Annotated in this window: 17 protein-coding genes and 1 riboswitch; of the genes, 15 read left to right on the plus strand and 2 right to left on the minus strand. The window is 38.3% G+C overall.

Features of this window, described 5'->3' with window-relative positions; genetic code table 11:
- Window positions 1–112: 112 nt before the first annotated feature.
- Window positions 113–1,744, minus strand: coding sequence for a DUF655 domain-containing protein (locus FFO06_RS12600; RefSeq protein WP_137908352.1), 1,632 nt, complete (start codon window positions 1,742–1,744; stop codon window positions 113–115).
- Between the two features lie 141 nt (window positions 1,745–1,885).
- On the opposite strand from FFO06_RS12600, the gene FFO06_RS12605 reads away from it, so the two are divergent.
- Window positions 1,886–3,028 carry a cysteine desulfurase family protein gene (locus FFO06_RS12605; RefSeq protein ID WP_137908353.1) on the plus strand — a complete coding sequence of 381 codons (1,143 nt, stop codon included), beginning with the start codon at window positions 1,886–1,888 and terminating at the stop codon, window positions 3,026–3,028.
- A gap of 94 nt (window positions 3,029–3,122) precedes the next feature.
- On the opposite strand, the gene FFO06_RS12610 is transcribed toward FFO06_RS12605, so the two are convergent.
- Complete coding sequence (locus FFO06_RS12610; RefSeq protein ID WP_137908354.1) at window positions 3,123–4,469, minus strand: DEAD/DEAH box helicase; 1,347 nt, start codon at window positions 4,467–4,469, stop codon at window positions 3,123–3,125.
- Between the two features lie 195 nt (window positions 4,470–4,664).
- Here FFO06_RS12610 and FFO06_RS12615 point away from each other — a divergent pair, with 195 nt between their 5' ends.
- From FFO06_RS12615 to FFO06_RS22325, 14 genes are all read left to right on the plus strand, one after another.
- The gene (locus tag FFO06_RS12615; RefSeq protein ID WP_137908355.1) at window positions 4,665–5,426 is read left to right on the plus strand and encodes a DUF1995 family protein; all 762 of its coding nucleotides are present in this window, start codon (window positions 4,665–4,667) and stop codon (window positions 5,424–5,426) included.
- 86 nt (window positions 5,427–5,512) lie between these two features.
- Window positions 5,513–6,664: a DNA polymerase III subunit beta gene (gene dnaN, locus FFO06_RS12620; RefSeq protein WP_137908356.1), complete on the plus strand. Its 1,152-nt coding sequence runs from the start codon at window positions 5,513–5,515 to the stop codon at window positions 6,662–6,664.
- Window positions 6,665–6,913: 249 nt separating this feature from the next.
- Complete coding sequence (locus FFO06_RS12625) at window positions 6,914–9,295, plus strand: phosphoketolase family protein (protein WP_137908357.1); 2,382 nt, start codon at window positions 6,914–6,916, stop codon at window positions 9,293–9,295.
- A 236-nt stretch (window positions 9,296–9,531) separates the two neighbouring features.
- On the plus strand, window positions 9,532–9,861 hold the full coding sequence (locus FFO06_RS12630) for a helix-turn-helix domain-containing protein (protein ID WP_137908358.1): 330 nt from the start codon (window positions 9,532–9,534) through the stop codon (window positions 9,859–9,861).
- 315 nt (window positions 9,862–10,176) lie between these two features.
- Entirely contained in the window at window positions 10,177–10,695 is a 519-nt protein-coding gene (locus FFO06_RS12635; RefSeq protein WP_137908359.1) for a DUF29 family protein, read from the plus strand.
- A gap of 5 nt (window positions 10,696–10,700) precedes the next feature.
- Entirely contained in the window at window positions 10,701–11,219 is a 519-nt protein-coding gene (locus FFO06_RS12640) for a DUF29 family protein (RefSeq protein WP_137908360.1), read from the plus strand.
- A 400-nt stretch (window positions 11,220–11,619) separates the two neighbouring features.
- Window positions 11,620–12,645 carry a type I glyceraldehyde-3-phosphate dehydrogenase gene (gene gap / locus FFO06_RS12645; protein WP_137908361.1) on the plus strand — a complete coding sequence of 342 codons (1,026 nt, stop codon included), beginning with the start codon at window positions 11,620–11,622 and terminating at the stop codon, window positions 12,643–12,645.
- A gap of 118 nt (window positions 12,646–12,763) precedes the next feature.
- The gene (pyk, locus tag FFO06_RS12650; protein ID WP_137908362.1) at window positions 12,764–14,194 is read left to right on the plus strand and encodes a pyruvate kinase; all 1,431 of its coding nucleotides are present in this window, start codon (window positions 12,764–12,766) and stop codon (window positions 14,192–14,194) included.
- A gap of 132 nt (window positions 14,195–14,326) precedes the next feature.
- Window positions 14,327–15,328, plus strand: coding sequence for a transaldolase (locus FFO06_RS12655; RefSeq protein WP_137908363.1), 1,002 nt, complete (start codon window positions 14,327–14,329; stop codon window positions 15,326–15,328).
- Window positions 15,329–15,417: 89 nt separating this feature from the next.
- Complete coding sequence (locus tag FFO06_RS12660) at window positions 15,418–15,579, plus strand: type II toxin-antitoxin system HicA family toxin (RefSeq protein ID WP_199306414.1); 162 nt, start codon at window positions 15,418–15,420, stop codon at window positions 15,577–15,579.
- A complete protein-coding gene (locus tag FFO06_RS12665; RefSeq protein WP_190372050.1) occupies window positions 15,576–16,025 on the plus strand; it encodes a type II toxin-antitoxin system HicB family antitoxin in 450 nt (149 codons plus the stop codon). Before FFO06_RS12660 ends, FFO06_RS12665 begins: the two co-directional genes overlap by 4 nt.
- A gap of 236 nt (window positions 16,026–16,261) precedes the next feature.
- Window positions 16,262–16,374, plus strand: a riboswitch (cyclic di-AMP (ydaO/yuaA leader).
- A gap of 158 nt (window positions 16,375–16,532) precedes the next feature.
- Window positions 16,533–17,177 carry a universal stress protein gene (locus tag FFO06_RS12670; RefSeq protein ID WP_137908386.1) on the plus strand — a complete coding sequence of 215 codons (645 nt, stop codon included), beginning with the start codon at window positions 16,533–16,535 and terminating at the stop codon, window positions 17,175–17,177.
- 265 nt (window positions 17,178–17,442) lie between these two features.
- Window positions 17,443–18,654: an acetate kinase gene (locus tag FFO06_RS12675; protein ID WP_137908365.1), complete on the plus strand. Its 1,212-nt coding sequence runs from the start codon at window positions 17,443–17,445 to the stop codon at window positions 18,652–18,654.
- Between the two features lie 11 nt (window positions 18,655–18,665).
- On the plus strand, window positions 18,666–18,800 hold the full coding sequence (locus FFO06_RS22325; protein ID WP_268904599.1) for a hypothetical protein: 135 nt from the start codon (window positions 18,666–18,668) through the stop codon (window positions 18,798–18,800).
- The last annotated feature ends 106 nt before the right edge of the window (window positions 18,801–18,906 follow it).

Here is an 18,906-nt window from a genome sequence, read left to right on the forward strand (position 1 = left end):
TATTCAGTATAATGTACTACCTTTTAAGACAAAATAAACCCCGTAATAAATAAGAGATAAAAATCCGCTTTTCTCCGACCTCTTTATTGTCTGCGATTTGTTAAAAAAATATTTACCAAATGATGATTCCCTCCCATTTGGCTAAGGTTTTATCACTAATTCCTGGTATTTTGCCAACATCTTTGAAAGAAGTAAATTTTTGTTGTTGTCGGGCTATAATTATTTTTTGGGCTAACTTTTTACCAACTCCGGGAAGAGTTTCTAATTCTGCTTGAGTTGCGGTATTGAGGTTAATTTTAGTCGGAGTGGAAATTCTCGAAGATGATGGTTTTTGTATTTGGGGACATTGTTTAACTTCTGCGTCTATTTTAGATTGGATATTTGCTGGTAAACCTGTTTTTATTTTACCATAGAGCCGATTAAATTCGCGCTGAAAATGATTTGCTACCGTAGGATTTTCAATGACAATTAATATTTCATCATTGCCATGATTAGCAGCTTCAGACCAATTATGTGAACCTGTAATTACAGTTTGATGGTCAATAACTGCAAATTTATGATGTAATAAATCACCTTGGGGTAAAATGGGAACTCCCACGGTAGAAATCGGATTTTTCCAAGGATGATTATCTACTTCATCTTGACAGTTATCACTTAAAGAAAATCCCATCATATCTAAAGCTTCACTGTAGGGACGATAAGCAAATTCTGGTTCAATTAAAGCCCGAATTTGGACTTTTTGATCATGCAGGTTTTCGAGGGTATTAGCAAGTTGTTGATCTGAAAATACGAATAATGCTAAATCAATGGTTTTTCTACTTGCGGATAAAGTTTGATTAATTAAACCATTACTGCTAATATTCCAGGGTTGAGTGGGAGAAATTGGGGAAAAATTAACTGTGATTTTGCTATTACCTACGATGATTGTTTTGGGTTGACGGGGAGGTTTTTGAAGTCCGAATTTACTATCTAGTTTTCCTCCTATACCGTCACCCCACATAATATTAAACTCCTGGGTGAGTAAAGTTGCTAATTCAGGACTATCAATTTTGAGTAAATTATTATTATTTCCTAAACTACTAGGATTTGTAAAATCTCCAGAGGTATCACTCAGGGTAAAATTTGCAGAAGTAATAATCACAAAACGATGATCAACAACCACAAATTTATGGTGCATTAAATTACTACCTTTTGAACCATCCGCAGTATCATCTATTGCAGGAATTTGGGCATTTTTAATAATTACTAAAGCATCTCGTTGACTAATTTCTTCTGATGTGATTTGATGATCTTGATTGAGATCAACAAATTTCTGAAAATCTTGATATTGTTCTTTTTCTCTTTTTCCTAATTTGGCTATTTCTGCGGAAGTGAAACTACTCCAAGGACGAGAATAATTACTTTCTAAAATCAACCTAATTTTTACGCCGTCTTTTTGTTTTTGTGCTAATATCTGGGCAACTTTTGGTAACCGCAACTGTTGTACAGCTATATCAATAGTAGATTTAGCTTGAGAAATAGTATCCACAATTTGCTTTTCTAAATCGTCCCCTAAGCGAGTTTTTTGACGATAGATTTCCCGATATTCGGAGGATTGAGAATTATTGAAGTAAACTTGAATTAAAGGATCTTGTGGTAATGGTGCTAAAAGCTGATTTCCTGATTTAACTCGTTCACAAATAGTCAGGGTGAATAGCAACAAAAATATACAGGAAAAATAGCGGATTTGTGGGAAAATAGACACAGCAATCTAATTAAAGTAAATTACAGGGATTTGAATACGATTTTAATATAATAATTAAATCACAATTGGCGACTTGGTGCGAAACTTTTACCTAAAAAAGACAATGAGTAAATTATTACTCCCACTCAATGATTAATTTTTATGCAAGTATATCTAGACTATAGTGCAACTACTCCCACTCGTCCAGAAGCGATCGCTATGATCCAGACAGTCTTAACTCAACAGTGGGGTAATCCTTCTAGTTTACATGAATGGGGCAACCGTGGCGCATTGGTTTTAGAAACAGCGAGAATGCAAGTTGCGGGGTTAATTAACGCTGTTCCTCAAGGGATTATTTTTACTTCTGGGGGAACGGAAGCGGACAATTTAGCGATGATGGGGGTGGCGGGATGTTATCATGTTCCCCAGCATATAATTATTTCCAGTGTAGAACATTCGGCTATTTCTGAACCGGCGAAAATCTTAGAAAATTGGGGTTGGGAAATTACCCGTTTGGGTGTAAATCATCAAGGAAGAGTCAACCCCGAAGAGCTAAAAGCAGTATTGCGAGATAATACAGTATTGGTATCTGTGATTTATGGACAAAGTGAGGTAGGAACAGTCCAACCTATTGCTGAATTAAGTAAAATAACTGAAATCCACGGTGCTTTATTTCACACTGACGCGGTGCAAGTTGCTGGACGTTTACCGATAGATGTACAGGATTTACCAATAGATTTACTAAGTATATCTAGTCATAAATTATATGGTTGTTTGGGAGCAGGGGCTTTATATGTACGTCCGGGGGTGAAATTAAAACCGTTGTTGGTTGGGGGTGGACAGGAGGCCGGACTGCGTTCAGGGACGCAAGCAACCCCAGCTATTGCTGGGTTTGGGGTAGCTGCGGAGTTAGCAGCACGGGAATTAGAGACGGAAAGGGTGAGATTAATGGAATTACGCGATCGCTTATTTGCTATTTTAGCAGATATTCCCAGTTTAATACCCACAGGAGACAGAACTAACCGATTACCCCACCATCTTAGTTTTTATTTAGCAACTGCGGACGGGGAAAAAATCAGCGGAAAAACTTTGGTACGTCAGTTAAATTTAGCAGGTATTGGTATTAGTGCTGGTGCTGCTTGTCATAGCGGAAAATTAAGCCCCAGTCCGATTTTATTAGCAATGGGATATTCTGAAAAAGCGGCTTTGGGAGGAATTAGATTAACTTTAGGAAAACAAACAACAGCAGCGGATATTGACTGGACAGCAATGGTTTTAAAACAGGTTTTACAGAGGTTGAATTAAGAATAACCAGGAAAAGTCAAAACTCTATTGCTCAAAATGTTATTCTTTGCGTGATATACATTCATAATATTCAGCAATGCAGTCAAGTCAGTTATTACCTACCCTTACCAGAACGACGCGGTGCTGAAGAACCAGAACCAGAACCAGAACCAGAACCAGAACCAGACTTTTTACCTCCTGCTGTTGTCCGTGACGAAGGCTGTTGAGGGGATTTTTGGGAAACAGAACGAGGACTGCGCGAAGTACCACCAGCAGGGGCTTTACGTCCGTTAGGAATGGGTTCAGCTTTAATTTCCGGGTTGACAGCAAAACCAGCGACGACTTCTTTCGGTAAACGCTGCTGAATTAGTTCCTCAATATCCGCTAATAAATGATGTTCATCAACACAGACGAAGGAAATCGCTTCACCTTCTGCTCCAGCGCGTCCAGTCCTTCCAATGCGATGTACATAATCTTCTGGTACATTCGGTAAATCATAGTTAATGACATAAGGTAATTCGCTAATATCAAGACCACGGGCGGCAATATCCGTTGCTACTAATACCTGTAATGTCCCTGCTTTGAACTTACCTAGGGCGTGGGTTCGCGCTCCTTGACTCTTATTACCGTGAATAGCCAGTGCTTGAATGCGGTCTTCACCCAACTGCTTCACTAACCTATCAGCACCATATTTAGTGCGGCTAAACACTAATACCTGATACCATTTATTTTCTCGAATTAAATGGGAAAGTAATTGTCGTTTCCGCTCCCGGTCTACATGATAAACTTTCTGTGATACTGTGGCTGCGGTGACATTCCGACGTGCTACTTCAATCATTGTCGGGTTATTTAGTAACCCCGCTGCGAGAGTTTTAATTTTATCAGAGAATGTGGCAAAAAATAACAAATTTTGCCGCTGTTTGGGTAAAAGCGAGAGAATGCGCCGGATATCATTAATAAAACCCATATCTAGCATTCGGTCCGCTTCATCTAATACCAACACTTCCACACGAGATAAATTCACAGTTCCCTGTTGAACATGATCTAGTAGTCGTCCGGGGGTTGATACTAAAATATCTACACGGGTTCTCAATTTCTGTTTTTGGGGACCAATACTGACTCCCCCAAACATGACCATGGAATTGAGATTTAAGTATTTACCATAGTCGCGGACGCTTTCTTGTACTTGTGCTGCAAGTTCTCGCGTAGGGGTAAGAATTAATGCCCGAATTGTTGAAAATCCGTTAGTATTGTTTTGAACCTTGTGAGTAGATAACTTATGTAGCAGCGGTAGAGTAAAGCTGGCGGTTTTACCAGTACCCGTTTGCGCTCCAGCTAAAATATCACCACCGGATAATACTACAGGGATAGCCTGTTTTTGAATTGGTGTAGGCTGATTATATCCTCGCTCAGTGACAGCACGGACAATTTCAGGGGACAAGCCGAGATCAGAAAAAGACATATAACTCCAGAAATAACATCGGCCTGTCGCCGGTCACGGCTTCAGTCTTAGGCGGACGAATGGTTTAAAATACTCAATGGGCAGCAAGCACCAAGACTAGGGGCAAATGCCATAATCCCCTATGATAGCAGAATTCAATAACTATAGTGAGAGAATTAAATATTCACCCAGCGACTTTGTAAGACTTTGTAAACTATGGCTGAACTACCTAAAACCCTAGAAGATGCGATCGCTCAGTCCTGTGAAGCGGTAAAATCAGCTGTAGCTGATGGTATAATGCGGATTCAAGTTGAGTTATTATTTCCAGAACTCAAATTCATGACAGTTGCAGAACAATTTCTCCCTTTATTTACTGAATATGAATCCGGTCTAAAAGTCTTCTTTGCTGACGCGGGTGCGGCTGCTTTAGCTCGTCGTGACTGGACATCAGCAGAGTCTAACTTAGGCATTAATCTTGTACGCGAGAAAATTTTAGATATCGGTACAGGTAGGGCTGCTTCCTTAGCAGCGAAAATTCAGCCAGAAGATGAAATTTTCCTGTTTATTGCCCCAACATCGGTAGAAGTACCACAATTAGAAAAGCTGTGTGAAATTATAGGGGAACGCCCCGTAATTATGTTAACTCCCCGGTTGGAAGATTCTAGTATTGTAGGTATTGGTTACACAGCCAGGGAAACCCGTCGTCGCTTTATTAGTACCATTGAATCTTCTTACTATATCCGTGCTGTAGATGATCAATCTGCCCTATTTCGTTGCTATCCTGGACAATGGGAAGTATGGTTAGAAACAGAGGGAGAATATCAAAAAGTTGCGGAACTCCCTAAAAAACCATCTGGTGACGAATTAGACGCGATTCTTATGGGGGGACAAAAGGAAAACACCAGCGACGGGACACCTACTAAAAAACCCAGTCTATTTAAGAGTTTACAGCGGTTCATTAAAGCTTTAAGCAATTAGAATCACGTAGTGATGGGAAAATTGGTGAATACCTAATTACCCATTACCAATTACAACAACCAATTCCTCCATTATTGAATTTAAAGATGAAATTAATTTGTTCCCAAAGTGATCTCAGTAGTAATCTTTCCCTTGTCAGTCGTGCAGTTCCATCTCGACCAACCCACCCGGTACTTGCTAATATATTATTACAGGCCGATGCCCAAACTAATCAAGTTAGTTTAACAGCCTTTGATTTGAGTTTAGGTATTCGTACTAGTTTTAGTGCTGAGGTATTAGAAAGTGGGGAAATTGCTCTCCCGGCCAAACTACTTGTAGATATCACCTCTCGTTTACCAGAAGGGGAAATCACCCTTGATGATCAATCAGGGGACAGCAGTGGAGAAGGTATACTTGTAACACTAAAACCCAGAAGTGGACGTTATCAAGTGCGGGCTATGGGTGCGGAAGAATTTCCCGAATTACCCGTAATTGAAAACGCTGAAGCAATTACCCTTACCACTGCGGCACTTATTGAAGGCTTAAAAGGTTCTTTATTTGCTACTAGTTCAGATGAAACTAAGCAAGTTCTCACAGGTGTACATTTAACATTAAAACAGGATACATTAGAATTTGCTGCTACCGATGGACACCGTTTAGCAGTCCTAGAAACCACAAATGAGCGTTCTGTTGAGGGTAGCGAACAAGTAGAAGTGACAGTACCAGCGAAAGCATTACGGGAACTACAAAGGATGTTAGGGCATAATTCCGCATCTGAAGAAACAGTAGATGTATATCTTGATCACGGTCAAGTTGTATTTGCTTGGGCATTTCAACGTTTAACAAGCCGGACATTAGAAGGACAATACCCCGCTTATCGGCAATTAATCCCCCGACAATTTGAACGACAAGTAACATTAGAAAGAAAGCAATTTATCAGCACTTTAGAACGAATTGCTGTGTTAGCAGACCAGAAAAATAATATTGTCAAAGTTAGCATTGATAATGCTAATCAAGAAATTACTTTATCTTGTGAAGCGCAAGATGTAGGTAGTGGAACAGAATCAATACCGGCGCAAATTTCGGGAGAAAATATAGACATTGCTTTTAATGTTAAATATCTCATGGAAGGCTTGAAAGAACTACCATCTTCAGAAATTCAAATGCACCTAAATCAAAGTTTAACTCCAGTTATTTTCACTCCCTTGGGTGGTTTAAAAATGACTTATTTAGCTATGCCCGTACAACTGAGAAATTAGATTTTATTTGTTAGAGAACGTATGTTTATCCGTTCCCTAACTTTTTTCTAATTCCCCTTGATAATATCTACTCTTGACGAGAAAAATTTTATTGCTTTTTCACCTTGGTACTAAAAATAATCCATGGTGCCATTGTCATTATATGATAATTATCAGTCTATTAGTCCCAAAAAATACTTAGCTTGTGCTGAAGAAACAATTATAGTTACAATAACCCTGTTCGGTGCAAATACCTTTTTGGAGTTGATAATGACATTAATAACCACAACCTCACCTCAGCCGTTGACAGACACAGAAATCAGCAAAATTAATGCATATTGGCGTGCCGCTAACTACCTTTCTGTTGGACAAATATACCTGCTTGATAATCCCTTACTGAAAGAAACCCTCAAACAAGAACACGTCAAACCCCGACTATTGGGACATTGGGGAACTACTCCAGGACTAAATTTGATTTATGCCCATTTGAACCGAGTTATAAAAAAATACGACCTCAACGCCATTTATATCGCTGGACCAGGACATGGTGGACCGGGACTTGTCGCCAATACATACTTAGAAGGAACATATAGCGAATATTACCCTAATATCTCTCAAGATGCTGAAGGAATGCAAAAATTATTTAAGCAATTTTCCTTTCCTGGTGGTATTCCTAGTCATGTCGCTCCTGAAACCCCCGGTTCTATCCACGAAGGGGGAGAATTAGGCTATGCTTTAGTTCACGCTTATGGTGCAGTATTTGACAACCCTGATTTAATTGTAGCTGCGGTTGTGGGTGACGGAGAAGCGGAAACTGGACCTTTAGCTACTAGTTGGCATTCTAACAAATTTATTAACCCTGTTACTGATGGTGCGGTGTTACCAATTCTGCATTTGAATGGTTATAAAATTGCCAACCCTACAGTATTAGCACGGATACCTGATGCAGAGTTAGAAAGTCTATTTATCGGCTATGGTTATAAACCATACTTTGTCGAAGGTGCAGATCCTACGGAAGTTCACAAACAAATGGCGGCGGTGTTAGATACAATCATTCCTGAAATCCAGGGTATTCAACTAGAAGCGCGAGTACATGGGGTTCAACAAAGACCACAATGGCCAATGATTATCCTCCGCACTCCTAAAGGTTGGACAGGTCCCAAGGAAGTAGACGGGAAGAAAACAGAAGGTTATTGGCGATCGCACCAAGTCCCTTTTAGTGATATAGCTGGTAAACCGGAACATCTGCAACTATTAGAAGATTGGCTCAAAAGCTACAAACCAGAAGAACTATTTGATACCAATGGTCAACTGATTCCCGAACTCGCAGAATTAGCTCCCCAAGGTCAGCGTCGCATGGGAGACAACCCCCACGCAAATGGCGGAATTTTGCTGCGTGATTTGAAAATGCCTGATTTTACCAACTATGCCGTAGAAGTACCTAAACCAGGAACAATTAACGCTGAAGCAACAAAAGTTACTGGTAAGTTTCTCCGCGACATCATGAAACTAAACGACGAGAGCCGTAACTTCCGCGTTTTTGGTCCTGACGAAACGGCATCAAATCGTCTAGACCCTTTATTTGAAGTGACAAATCGCGCTTGGGATGCGGAAACTCTCCCCGAAGATGACCATTTAGCTCCCGACGGTCGAGTTATGGAAATCCTCAGCGAAACCAACTGTCAAGGGTGGTTAGAGGGATATTTGTTAACAGGTCGTCATGGTTTCTTCTCCTGCTATGAAGCCTTTATTCACATCATTGATTCAATGTTCAACCAACACGCTAAATGGTTGAAAACAACCCGTCACATTACCTGGAGAAGACCAATTGCATCTTTAAATTATCTTCTCACTTCTCATGTTTGGCGGCAAGATCATAACGGTTTTTCTCACCAAGATCCGGGTTTTATTGATCATGTAATTAATAAAAAATCCGAGATCATTCGTGTTTATCTTCCCCCAGATGCGAACACCTTGCTATCAGTAACCGACCATTGTTTAAAAAGTCGTAACTATGTCAATGTCATTGTGGCAGGTAAACAACCCGCATTACAATATTTAGATATAGATTCAGCTATTAAACACACTACTAAAGGTTTAGGAATTTGGGAATGGGCTAGTAATGACCAAAACAGTGAACCAGATGTAGTTATGGCTTGTGCTGGGGATATTCCCACCTTGGAAACCTTAGCAGCAGTGGATATTTTACGTCAAAATTTCCCAGATTTAAAAGTGCGAGTTGTGAATGTTGTTGATTTAATGACACTACAACCAAAAAGCGAACATCCTCACGGTTTAAGTAATAAAGACTTTGATATAATTTTCACAACTGACAAACCAGTTATCTTTGCATTTCATGGTTATCCTTGGTTAATTCATCGTCTCACTTATCGGCATACAAATCATCAAAATATTCATGTCCGTGGTTATAAAGAAGAGGGAACAACAACCACACCTTTTGATATGGTGGTCATGAATGATCTAGATAGATTCCACTTAGTTATGGATGTCATTGACCGTGTACCAAAGTTAGGTTATCAAGCAGCTTATGTTAAGCAAAAATTGCAAGATAAGTTGATTTCACATCAGCATTATATCCAGAAACACGGTGAAGATATGCCAGAAATCCGTGATTGGACTTGGCCATATTAATAATTGAGTCATTCTGATTTTATTGGTAAGGGTTTAGCACTGCTAAACCCCTACACATCTAGGGCTTGTGTAATCTTGTAAAAGATTATTGCTCTTGATGCTAGAATGTAAAGACCAGGGTTATAAAAATATCTTTCTATGATTCAAAACACCTCAACAAACTATTGATTTAATTTACCAGCGATTACAAACAGCAATCCAAATTTCACAAACTAGACAATCATGAGATCAAGATTATGTTAGATTATACAATCAGTTTTGGCAACATATTTCAAGATTTAGGATTTGCTAATGCAGAAGAAAAACTAGCCAAAGTTAAATTAGCTTCGGTTATTACAGATATTTTAGAACAACAACAAATCACACCTCAACAAGCCGCACAAATTTTAGGATTAGAACTTGAACAAATAAATAATTTAACTAACGGTATTCTCAAAGAATTTACAATTGAAAATTTATTAAGTTATTTAATTAAATTAGGTCAAAATGTAGAAATAATGGTAACAAATAAACAGCCAGATAAATCTCAACCCAAAATTAATGTTGTCTATCAAAAAATTGCTTAATGCTAGTTGATGTTTAATTTTTGAAAAAATCTGATATAATTAGATCAAGCCTTTAGTTATAGGTTGAGATGATCATGGAAACAATCACTAAAAAAATATAAAAAAATATATTTATTGGCAAGACGAGGATATGTTTATCGGTTACTTAGAAGAATCTCCTGATTATTGGACTCAAGGAAATTCCTTAGAAGAACTCCAAGAGAATTTATTGGACTTATATCACGAATTTGACCATAATAATATTTAAAAATGTTACAAAACTCTTAATTTTTCTTTATTGAGATTAGTAAATTTCCAAGTTGAGGTAAATCAAATATGACACAGGAATTAATAGACCTCAGAAATAGTATTTTAGAACAACGTTACAGCGATGCTTTGGCTATTGTTGATGAATTAGAGGGGATGAGTAAACAAGCCATTTTACGGAATATTCAAGCATTTTTGAGAATTTTGTTAATTCATTTGATTAAAAACAAAATAGAAGACCGATTAACTAATTCTTGGGTTGCTTCTATTCGCAATTCATTGATAGAAATTAAAAAAATAAATCTCAAAGAAAATAAAAAATCCTATTATATCAATCAAAATGAATGGGATAGTTGGTTAGAGGATGAAATTGAATTAGCAATAGCTGACGCTAGTTTAGAAGTCATGAGTGGAAAATTCAAGCGTCAGCAACTTTCCCAAATGTTAAATAAACCACAACTAATATTAACTGCAACTGAGTTAATTAACTTTACCTATAATTATCAAATTAGAGAATTACCAGATATTATTGATGATTATTTAGGTAATTTACCCGGTGGTGAAGATTGGAAGTTAGGGAAAAGGTAATCAATATGACCCAGGAATTAATAGACCTCAGAAATAGTATCTTAGAACAACGTTATACCGACGCTTTGGCTATTGTTGATGAATTAGAGGGGATGAGTAAAAAAGCCATATTACGACAAATTAAGTCTTTTTTAAAAGTGTTGTTAATTCATTTGATTAAAAATCAAATTGAGAAAAGATTAACAAATTATTGGGTTGCTTCTATTCGCAATTCATTAATAGAAATTCAAGATATTAATCTCAAAGAAAATCAAAAATCCTATTATATCAATCAAGATGAATGGGATAGTTGGTTAGAAGATGAAATTGAATTAGCTATAGCTGATGCTAGTTTAGATGTTTTCGGTGGGATGTATAATGAATTTCAATTAGCGGAAATGGTCAATAGAGCAGAGGTAATTTCTATCGCTAGGAAATTTTTAGAATTGACTTATGTATATTCTGTTAAAGATTTACCAAAAGCTATTGCTGAACTTTTAGTTCAGTTACCCGGTGGTGAAAATTGGAAGTTAGGGAAAATGTGAAATATTAATTTAATATACATACAGCAGTTACCGCTATTATAAAGTACAAATATCAGTGATAAAACTCTTGTGGTGCGGGCATCTTGCCCGCATAATATGTACCTCACTCAAGCTAAACTTGCTGTAAGACTTACTCACAATTCAGGAAGGAATTAACCACGAAGGAACGAAAAAAACGAAGATCAGAGGGTTTTAGAAATATTTTCGGTAAGTCATAACAAATATACAGATATTTCAATAATGTATCGGATCATGCAAATAACCAATGACTAATAATTAAACCTTAAAATATGCCAGTTAAATCAACTTTATGCCTTTTGTAACTGTAAGAATTAACTAAGTCGGACTAGAATTAACCCGGCCAGTTATTGCTGAAGTTCCTAATACGGGAGGTTTAATTTTGACTAAGTTGAAAGTTGGTATTAATGGATTTGGTCGTATTGGTAGACTTGTGCTACGCGCTGGTTTGAATAATCCTCATATTGAGTTTGTAGGAATTAATGATTTAGTTCCTCCCGATAATCTTGCGTATCTTCTTAAGTATGATTCTACTCACGGTAGATTAAAAAGTCAGATTGAAGCTAAAGAAGACGGTATTATTATTGACGGTCATTTTATCCCTTGTGTATCTATGCGAAATCCTGCGGAACTACCTTGGGGTAAATTTGGTGTAGATTATGTTGTTGAATCTACGGGACTTTTTACTGATTATGCTGGGGCTGAAAATCATCTTAAAGCTGGTGCAAAACGGGTTGTAATTTCTGCACCAACAAAAGAACCGGAAAAAGTAAAAACTATGGTGATGGGTGTAAATCATCACTTGTTTGACCCCGTTAAAGATTTAATTGTCTCCAATGCTAGTTGTACTACAAATTGTTTAGCCCCTATTGCTAAGGTCATTAATGATAATTTTGGTTTAGCTGAAGGTTTAATGACTACGGTTCATGCTATGACTGCAACTCAACCTACAGTAGATGGTCCTAGTCGTAAAGATTGGCGTGGTGGACGAGGTGCGTCTCAAAATATTATTCCTTCGGCTACGGGAGCTGCTAAAGCGGTGGCTTTGGTATTACCAGAATTAAAGGGTAAATTAACTGGTATGGCTTTTAGAGTTCCTACTCCTGATGTTTCTGTAGTTGATTTAACTTTTAAAACTACTAAAGCTACTTCTTACAAAGAAATTTGTCTAGCAATGAAAAAAGCTGCGGAAGGTAATTTAATTGGTGTGTTAGGTTACACAGATGAAGAAGTAGTATCTACAGACTTTCAGGGTAATTGTCATTCTAGCATTTTTGATGCAGGAGCGGGAATTGAACTTAATTCTAATTTCTTTAAGGTTGTGTCTTGGTATGATAACGAATGGGGTTATTCTAACCGTGTTGTTGATTTAATCTTATCAATGGCGAAAAAAGAACAATTAATTTAGATAATTATTCATTGTTAATTGTTGACAATCAATTAGCATTGTTTGCCTATCCATAGTTAATTGTTGTAAATAAGGGCTTAATGGGGTGTGCTACTTTACCATTATTCCTTACACAATTATGCGTCGCACTAAAATTGTTTGTACTATCGGACCTGCTACATCTTCACCTGAAAAATTAGAAGCTATAGTCAGAGCGGGAATGAATATGGCGCGGTTAAATTTTTCTCATGGTGCTTATGATGCTCACGCTCAGGTTTTTCAAAATTTACGGCGTATTGGTAATGACTTAAACAAACCTATTGCTATAATGCAAGATTTGTGTGGTCCAAAAATTCGTTTAGGAAAATTACCACCAGAAGGGTTAATGTTAGAGCCTGGTAGTGAGGTGACATTTCTTTTACAAGAAAAGGGTGAAAGTGTTGATGAGTTACCCTTACCGCTACCAACTTTATTCGCTATGATGCGATGTGGTGAACCAATTTTAATTAATGATGGTCGAGTAAAATTAACCGTTACTAGTCGTGACGCTGATAAAATTCGCGCTCATGTTAATATTGGCGGTTTGGTTTCTTCTCATAAAGGTGTAAATTTACCCGCAACTCCTTTACCTCTAAGTTCGATTACCGAAAAAGATTTAATGGATTTGCGCTTTGGGATACAATTAGGTGTAGACTGGGTGGCGGTTTCTTTTGTACGCTCTCCTCAAGACCTCGAACCTGCACGGAGAATGATTGAGGGTGCTGGTTCAAAAATTCGTCTAATTGCTAAAATTGAGAGAGCAGAAGCAGTAGAACAGTTAGATGCTATTCTAGAAGTTGCTGACGGAATTATGATTGCTCGTGGTGATTTAGGGGTAGAAGTACCTATTTATCAAGTTCCGCTAATTCAAAAAGAAATTGCGCGTCGTTGTAATCAAGCTGGTAAACCGGTAATTACAGCTACGCAAATGCTAGAATCAATGATTAGTGCGCCAGATCCTACTCGCGCTGAAGCTACAGATGTTGCTAATTCTATTTTAGATGGCACAGATGCGGTTATGTTATCTGGAGAGACAGCCATGGGTGAATATCCTATTGCAGCAGTGCAAACGATGCACAATATTGCACTACAAACAGAAACAGCATTACAAGAGGGAAATAGACATTCTTGGGTACCGAAAGCCGGTAGTTTGACAGTGACAGAATCAGTGTCTCAAGCGGTATGTCGCATTGCTTATGAAACTGGTGCTAAAGCAATTTTGTGTAATACCACGTCGGGAAGTACAGCCAAACTGGTTTCTAAATACCGTCCCAGCACACCAATTATTGCCCTTACCTCTGATTGTACCGCCTACCGTCAATTGGCTTTATCCTGGGGTGTAGAACCCCTACTCATTCAACCTGTTCGCAATGCGGAAGAAATGTTTATTAATGTGGTAGACACAGTTGTCAATAGTGGTTTAGTTAAGGAGGGAGATAAGGTTGTGATTACCTCTGGTGTCCCCATTGGTACACCTGGAACAACCAATTTAATTAAAGTGCATTCTATTGGACAGCCAATTATGCCTTGACACCTCTAAAATGGGTAGTTGATAATTCCTAATTGGGAAATCCTAATTCCCTAATTCTCTGTTTCCTGTTCCTTGTTCCTTGACCACTGACCACTGACCACTGACTACTGACCACTGACATTGGAGTATGTTATGCCTAAGAACTTACTAGAAGCACTACGGGCAGTAACCGTTGTGGTAGCGGATACCGGAGACATTCAAGCGATTGAAAAGTTTACACCTCAAGATGCTACTACCAATCCCTCACTGATTACTGCTGCGGCGCAAATGCCGGAATATCAGGATATAGTTGACCAAACGCTGCTTAAAGCTAAAAAAGATGCTGGTGTAGGTGCTAGTCAAGCACAGGTGGTATCTCTGGCTTTTGACCGTTTGGCGGTATCCTTTGGATTAAAGATTTTGCAAATTATCCCCGGTCGTGTGTCTACAGAGGTAGATGCGCGGTTATCTTATGATACAGATGCAACTGTAGCAAAAGCCCGGAATTTGATTGGTCAGTATCAAGCCGCTGGTGTTGCCAAAGAGCGGGTTTTGATTAAGATTGCAGCTACTTGGGAAGGTATAAAAGCTGCGGAAATTTTGGAAAAAGAAGGTATTCACTGTAACTTAACTTTACTGTTTGGTCTGCATCAAGCGATCGCCTGTGCGGAAGCTGGTGTAACGTTGATTTCTCCTTTCGTTGGTCGGATTCTTGACTGGTATAAGAAGGATACAGGCCGGGATAGCTACCCGCCAGCGGAAGATCCAGGTGTATTATCTGTCACCACCATTTATAACTACTTTAAGAAGTTTGGTTATCAAACTGAGGTGATGGGTGCTAGTTTCCGTAATATGGGCGAGATTACTGAATTGGCTGGTTGCGATTTGTTAACTATTTCTCCCGGTTTGTTGGCAGAATTGCAAAATACTGTAGGGGAATTACCCAGGAAACTTGATCCGGCAAAGGTAGCGGATTTATCAATTGAGAAAATTTCCATTGATCAAGCGACTTTTGAGCAAATGCACAATGGCGATCACATGGCTTCTGATAAACTAGCAGAAGGTATTGATGGTTTTACCAAGGCTTTGATTTCCTTGGAACAACTATTAGCTGAAAGATTGACTCGTTTGGAAAGTCAGAAAGTCACCGCTTAATCAATGTCGGTGCTTTGAAACCCCTGTAGAGATGTTCTATGGAACGTCTCTACATCTGTTTTTAGTTTTTGATGATAGTGTAATAAATTGTGGTCGTTGTCAGCACGGGAAAAAGGGGAGGTTCTCGGCGGCGTTTTCTCAATGATGCGGGAGTGATTATTACGTTGCATAAACCCCATCCTCAAAATATTCTCAAACGATATCAGATTCAACAGATTATCGAGATTCTCCAAGGGGAAGAATTGCTATGAATAACATGATGCAATACAAGGATTATTTCGGGTCTATTCACTATAGTGATGACGATAAAATCTTCTACGGACAGGTGGAATATATCCGCAGTTTAATTAGTTTTGAAAGGGAAGATGTAGTTAGTCTCAGGGCTAGTTTTCAGGAAGCAGTTGATGATTATTTGGCTCTATGTGAAGAAAAAAGTATTGAGCCTGAGAAGCCGTTTAAGGGTAGTTTTAATGTGCGTGTAGGTAGCCAACTTCATCGTCAAGCGGCCTTATTTGCTCAACAACGGGGGGTGAATCTGAATAATTTGGTGACTGATGCACTGGAACGTTATTTGAAGGGGGAATCGTTGGAAAATGCTTCAGGAATTACGGATATGAGATACACTGTTAAAACATCCTCTAAGCAATTTACACAGGGAGCAGCACAGGATAATCTCAGTCAATCTAAATTACTTTGACAAAATTTCCAGTTTCCAATGATGCGGAATGTGGGTTTAATCACCAATTATGGCTAAATTATAACTTGTGAATTTTGGCTAGATCAAAATAGTTTAAATCATTAAATATGGGGAAAATTGGAAAAAATTATAAATCAAGCTCTTGAATACAAGCGTATACTCAATATTCTTAAACTTGACTTTATCTCAACCTAGTGTAATACTGTCACTATATTTTTAGTGGGTAGCTTAATTCAAATTCATCAAAACTGAATTTGGAGCGGAGGAACCAAGTATTTGGGGCTAATCTTATGAGAGACACCTTCCAGTCTTAGCCCGTCAGCTAACTCCGTCAGCAATGGAAGGAACTCCCAAAATCTTGGCTGTAATACCAGTTATGATTGGGTCTTCCTTAATAAATTCTAGATTTTAGATTACAGATAAATCTAAAATTTAAAATTGTCATCCCCGCTTCTCATTGGTCAATTGTTTCAAGGGAGAGAAGTTAAAACTGTGAAAATTAAACCAATATTGGCACGTTTACAAAGTGCTATCGGTCGTGATGACCTAATTGAACAAATGGTTTTACTGCCAGGAACTCAAAAATCATGTTCTAAAAAAGGTTCAAAGGCGAAATCAGCTAATCTAATTGTTGCTTATAATGGTTCTCCTCAAAGTCATACAGCCTTAGATATTGCTTTTTGGATTGCCCACCAAACGACTTTAGCTACTAACTATCAAGTTACAGTTCAAGCTGTTTATGTAGTAGAAGAAAACTTGAATCATCAGTCTCTTGATATCTTCAAAGTTCCTGAAAATCAAGCTCAATTAGAATATCAATTGGGGAATATATCAAAGTCAGTTGCATTGGGATTAAATCGCTCAAAAGGAACAGCAATTTTACCGCAGTTAGCAAGAGAATCTAGAACTTCTCTCCAGGAAGCAGATAGAATTATTTGGCAAGCAAAAACTCTTGCTGAAGAATGGCAAGGTTCATTTAGTTCTCATCTGCGCTTTGGTAATGTTGCTAAAGAACTTAAAAAAGTTGTCCAATTAGAAACCGCTGATATTCTGTTTTTAGGCTGCAAATCTACGGATCATCCCATGATTGAAACATTAGGTAAAAATTTCCCTTGTGCAGTGTTAGGTATTCCCCATTGTCTTGATAAATAAGTAGGTTGGCGTTAAAAATTTTCGTTATGACAAGGGAACTGGGAACTCTTAACTGGGAACTCTTAACTGGGAACTCTTAACTGGGCAACTTTACTTTTCGTTACTTATGTCGGTTTTTTTCCGTTCACCTACTTAATCTCTTTTTTCAATGACTGGGAATTAAATTGAAATTATGAAAAAGTCACTTATACTTTAAGTGGCTTTTTTATCAATTCCTAACTTAAATTTGTCGCGGTAAATCAGTACAGGGCGTAAATCTGAATTTATGAAAATACTTGTCCTCAATGCCGGTTCTAGCAGCCAAAAGAGTTGTCTGTATGACATGACAACCACAATTCCTCCTCTAGCACCCCAACCCCTCTGGGAAGGGAAAATCAACTGGACTCAAGACAAAAATCAGGCGGAAATTACAGTTAAAACGGCTATCGGTGCAACTCTACAAGAAACTATTGTCAGTGATTCCCCGCAGGTACAATTTGCTTATTTGTTGTCTACTCTCATACATGGTGCAACTCAGGTAATTGATGATTTATCAGTGATTGATGTGGTAGGACATCGGGTAGTACATGGTGGTCAAGAGTACAAAAAAGCTGTAATAATTACTGAAGATGTCAAACAGGCGATCGCTCGTTTATGTAATCTAGCACCAGCACACAATCCAGCCGCTTTGGCAGGTATTGAAGCTATGGAAAAAAGTTTGGGCAATATTCCTCAAGTGGCAGTTTTTGATACTGGATTTCATAGCACCTTACCAGATGCAGCCGCCATCTATCCAATCCCATATAATTTCGCAGAAAAAGGTATTCGCCGTTACGGCTTTCATGGCATTAGTCATCAGTATTGTGCTAATCGGGCTGCGGAAATTATTGGTCAAGATTTACCATCTCTGCGGATAATTACTTGTCATTTAGGTAATGGTTGTTCTTTAGCTGCCATCAAAAATGGTTGCAGTATTGATACAACCATGGGATTTACCCCCCTAGATGGTTTAATGATGGGTAGCCGCAGTGGTTCAATTGATCCAGGTATTTTAATTTATTTATGGCAACAGTATAATTACTCCAGTGAAGAATTAGATAATATGTTAAATAAACTTTCAGGATTACGAGGTATTTCTGGAATATCAAGTGATTTAAGGGATGTGATAGCCGCCAAAGAACAAGGTAATAAACGCGCCCAATTGGCTTGGGATATGTACGTACATCGCCTCCGGTCTGGTATCGGCGCGATGCTGGCTAGTTTAGCAGGACTAGATGTATTAGTTTTTACTGCTGGAGTAGGAGAAAAATCCGCAGAAATACGTTTAGCTGCTTGTGAACCCTGGGGATTTTTGGGACTGAAAATTGATTTAGAGAAAAATCAACAACAACCTATTGATATTGATATTGCTACATTTGACTCAACGGTGCGCGTTTTAGTTATAGAAACTCAAGAAGATTGGGCAATAGCGCAACAATGTTACAAATTGCTGCAATAAGCTGCAATAATATGACAATGGCACTAAGCCAGACCGTACAAACAGAATTAGATTACCAGAAAAAAATTGATGGGTTAGTGGTCAGTGGTGATTGGCCTTTCTTTGTCTGGTGGAGAATGATTACAATAGAAGTCCCACTATTCTGAAATTTTAGACTTGTGGAGGATAGAAGATCATTTGTAGCATGACAAAAGGACTATTTTGAGATATCTTAAGATAAGTTAACATAATTATCATAATGTCCTCTTCCTT

This window comes from Dolichospermum planctonicum (genome assembly GCF_005402965.1).
In the GTDB taxonomy this organism is placed as follows: domain Bacteria; phylum Cyanobacteriota; class Cyanobacteriia; order Cyanobacteriales; family Nostocaceae; genus Dolichospermum; species Dolichospermum planctonicum.

Excerpts from the sequence above, each read along its gene's own strand:
- FFO06_RS12605 (WP_137908353.1), top strand. The coding sequence starts at position 1,886 with ATGCAAGTATATCTAGACTATAGTGCAACTACTCCCACTCGTCCAGAA.
- FFO06_RS12610 (WP_137908354.1), bottom strand. The coding sequence starts at position 4,469 with ATGTCTTTTTCTGATCTCGGCTTGTCCCCTGAAATTGTCCGTGCTGTC.
- FFO06_RS12615 (WP_137908355.1), top strand. The coding sequence starts at position 4,665 with ATGGCTGAACTACCTAAAACCCTAGAAGATGCGATCGCTCAGTCCTGT.
- dnaN (WP_137908356.1), top strand. The coding sequence starts at position 5,513 with ATGAAATTAATTTGTTCCCAAAGTGATCTCAGTAGTAATCTTTCCCTT.
- FFO06_RS12625 (WP_137908357.1), top strand. The coding sequence starts at position 6,914 with ATGACATTAATAACCACAACCTCACCTCAGCCGTTGACAGACACAGAA.
- FFO06_RS12630 (WP_137908358.1), top strand. The coding sequence starts at position 9,532 with ATGTTAGATTATACAATCAGTTTTGGCAACATATTTCAAGATTTAGGA.
- FFO06_RS12635 (WP_137908359.1), top strand. The coding sequence starts at position 10,177 with ATGACACAGGAATTAATAGACCTCAGAAATAGTATTTTAGAACAACGT.
- FFO06_RS12640 (WP_137908360.1), top strand. The coding sequence starts at position 10,701 with ATGACCCAGGAATTAATAGACCTCAGAAATAGTATCTTAGAACAACGT.
- pyk (WP_137908362.1), top strand. The coding sequence starts at position 12,764 with ATGCGTCGCACTAAAATTGTTTGTACTATCGGACCTGCTACATCTTCA.
- FFO06_RS12655 (WP_137908363.1), top strand. The coding sequence starts at position 14,327 with ATGCCTAAGAACTTACTAGAAGCACTACGGGCAGTAACCGTTGTGGTA.
- FFO06_RS12665 (WP_190372050.1), top strand. The coding sequence starts at position 15,576 with ATGAATAACATGATGCAATACAAGGATTATTTCGGGTCTATTCACTAT.
- FFO06_RS12675 (WP_137908365.1), top strand. The coding sequence starts at position 17,443 with ATGAAAATACTTGTCCTCAATGCCGGTTCTAGCAGCCAAAAGAGTTGT.
- FFO06_RS22325 (WP_268904599.1), top strand. The coding sequence starts at position 18,666 with ATGACAATGGCACTAAGCCAGACCGTACAAACAGAATTAGATTACCAG.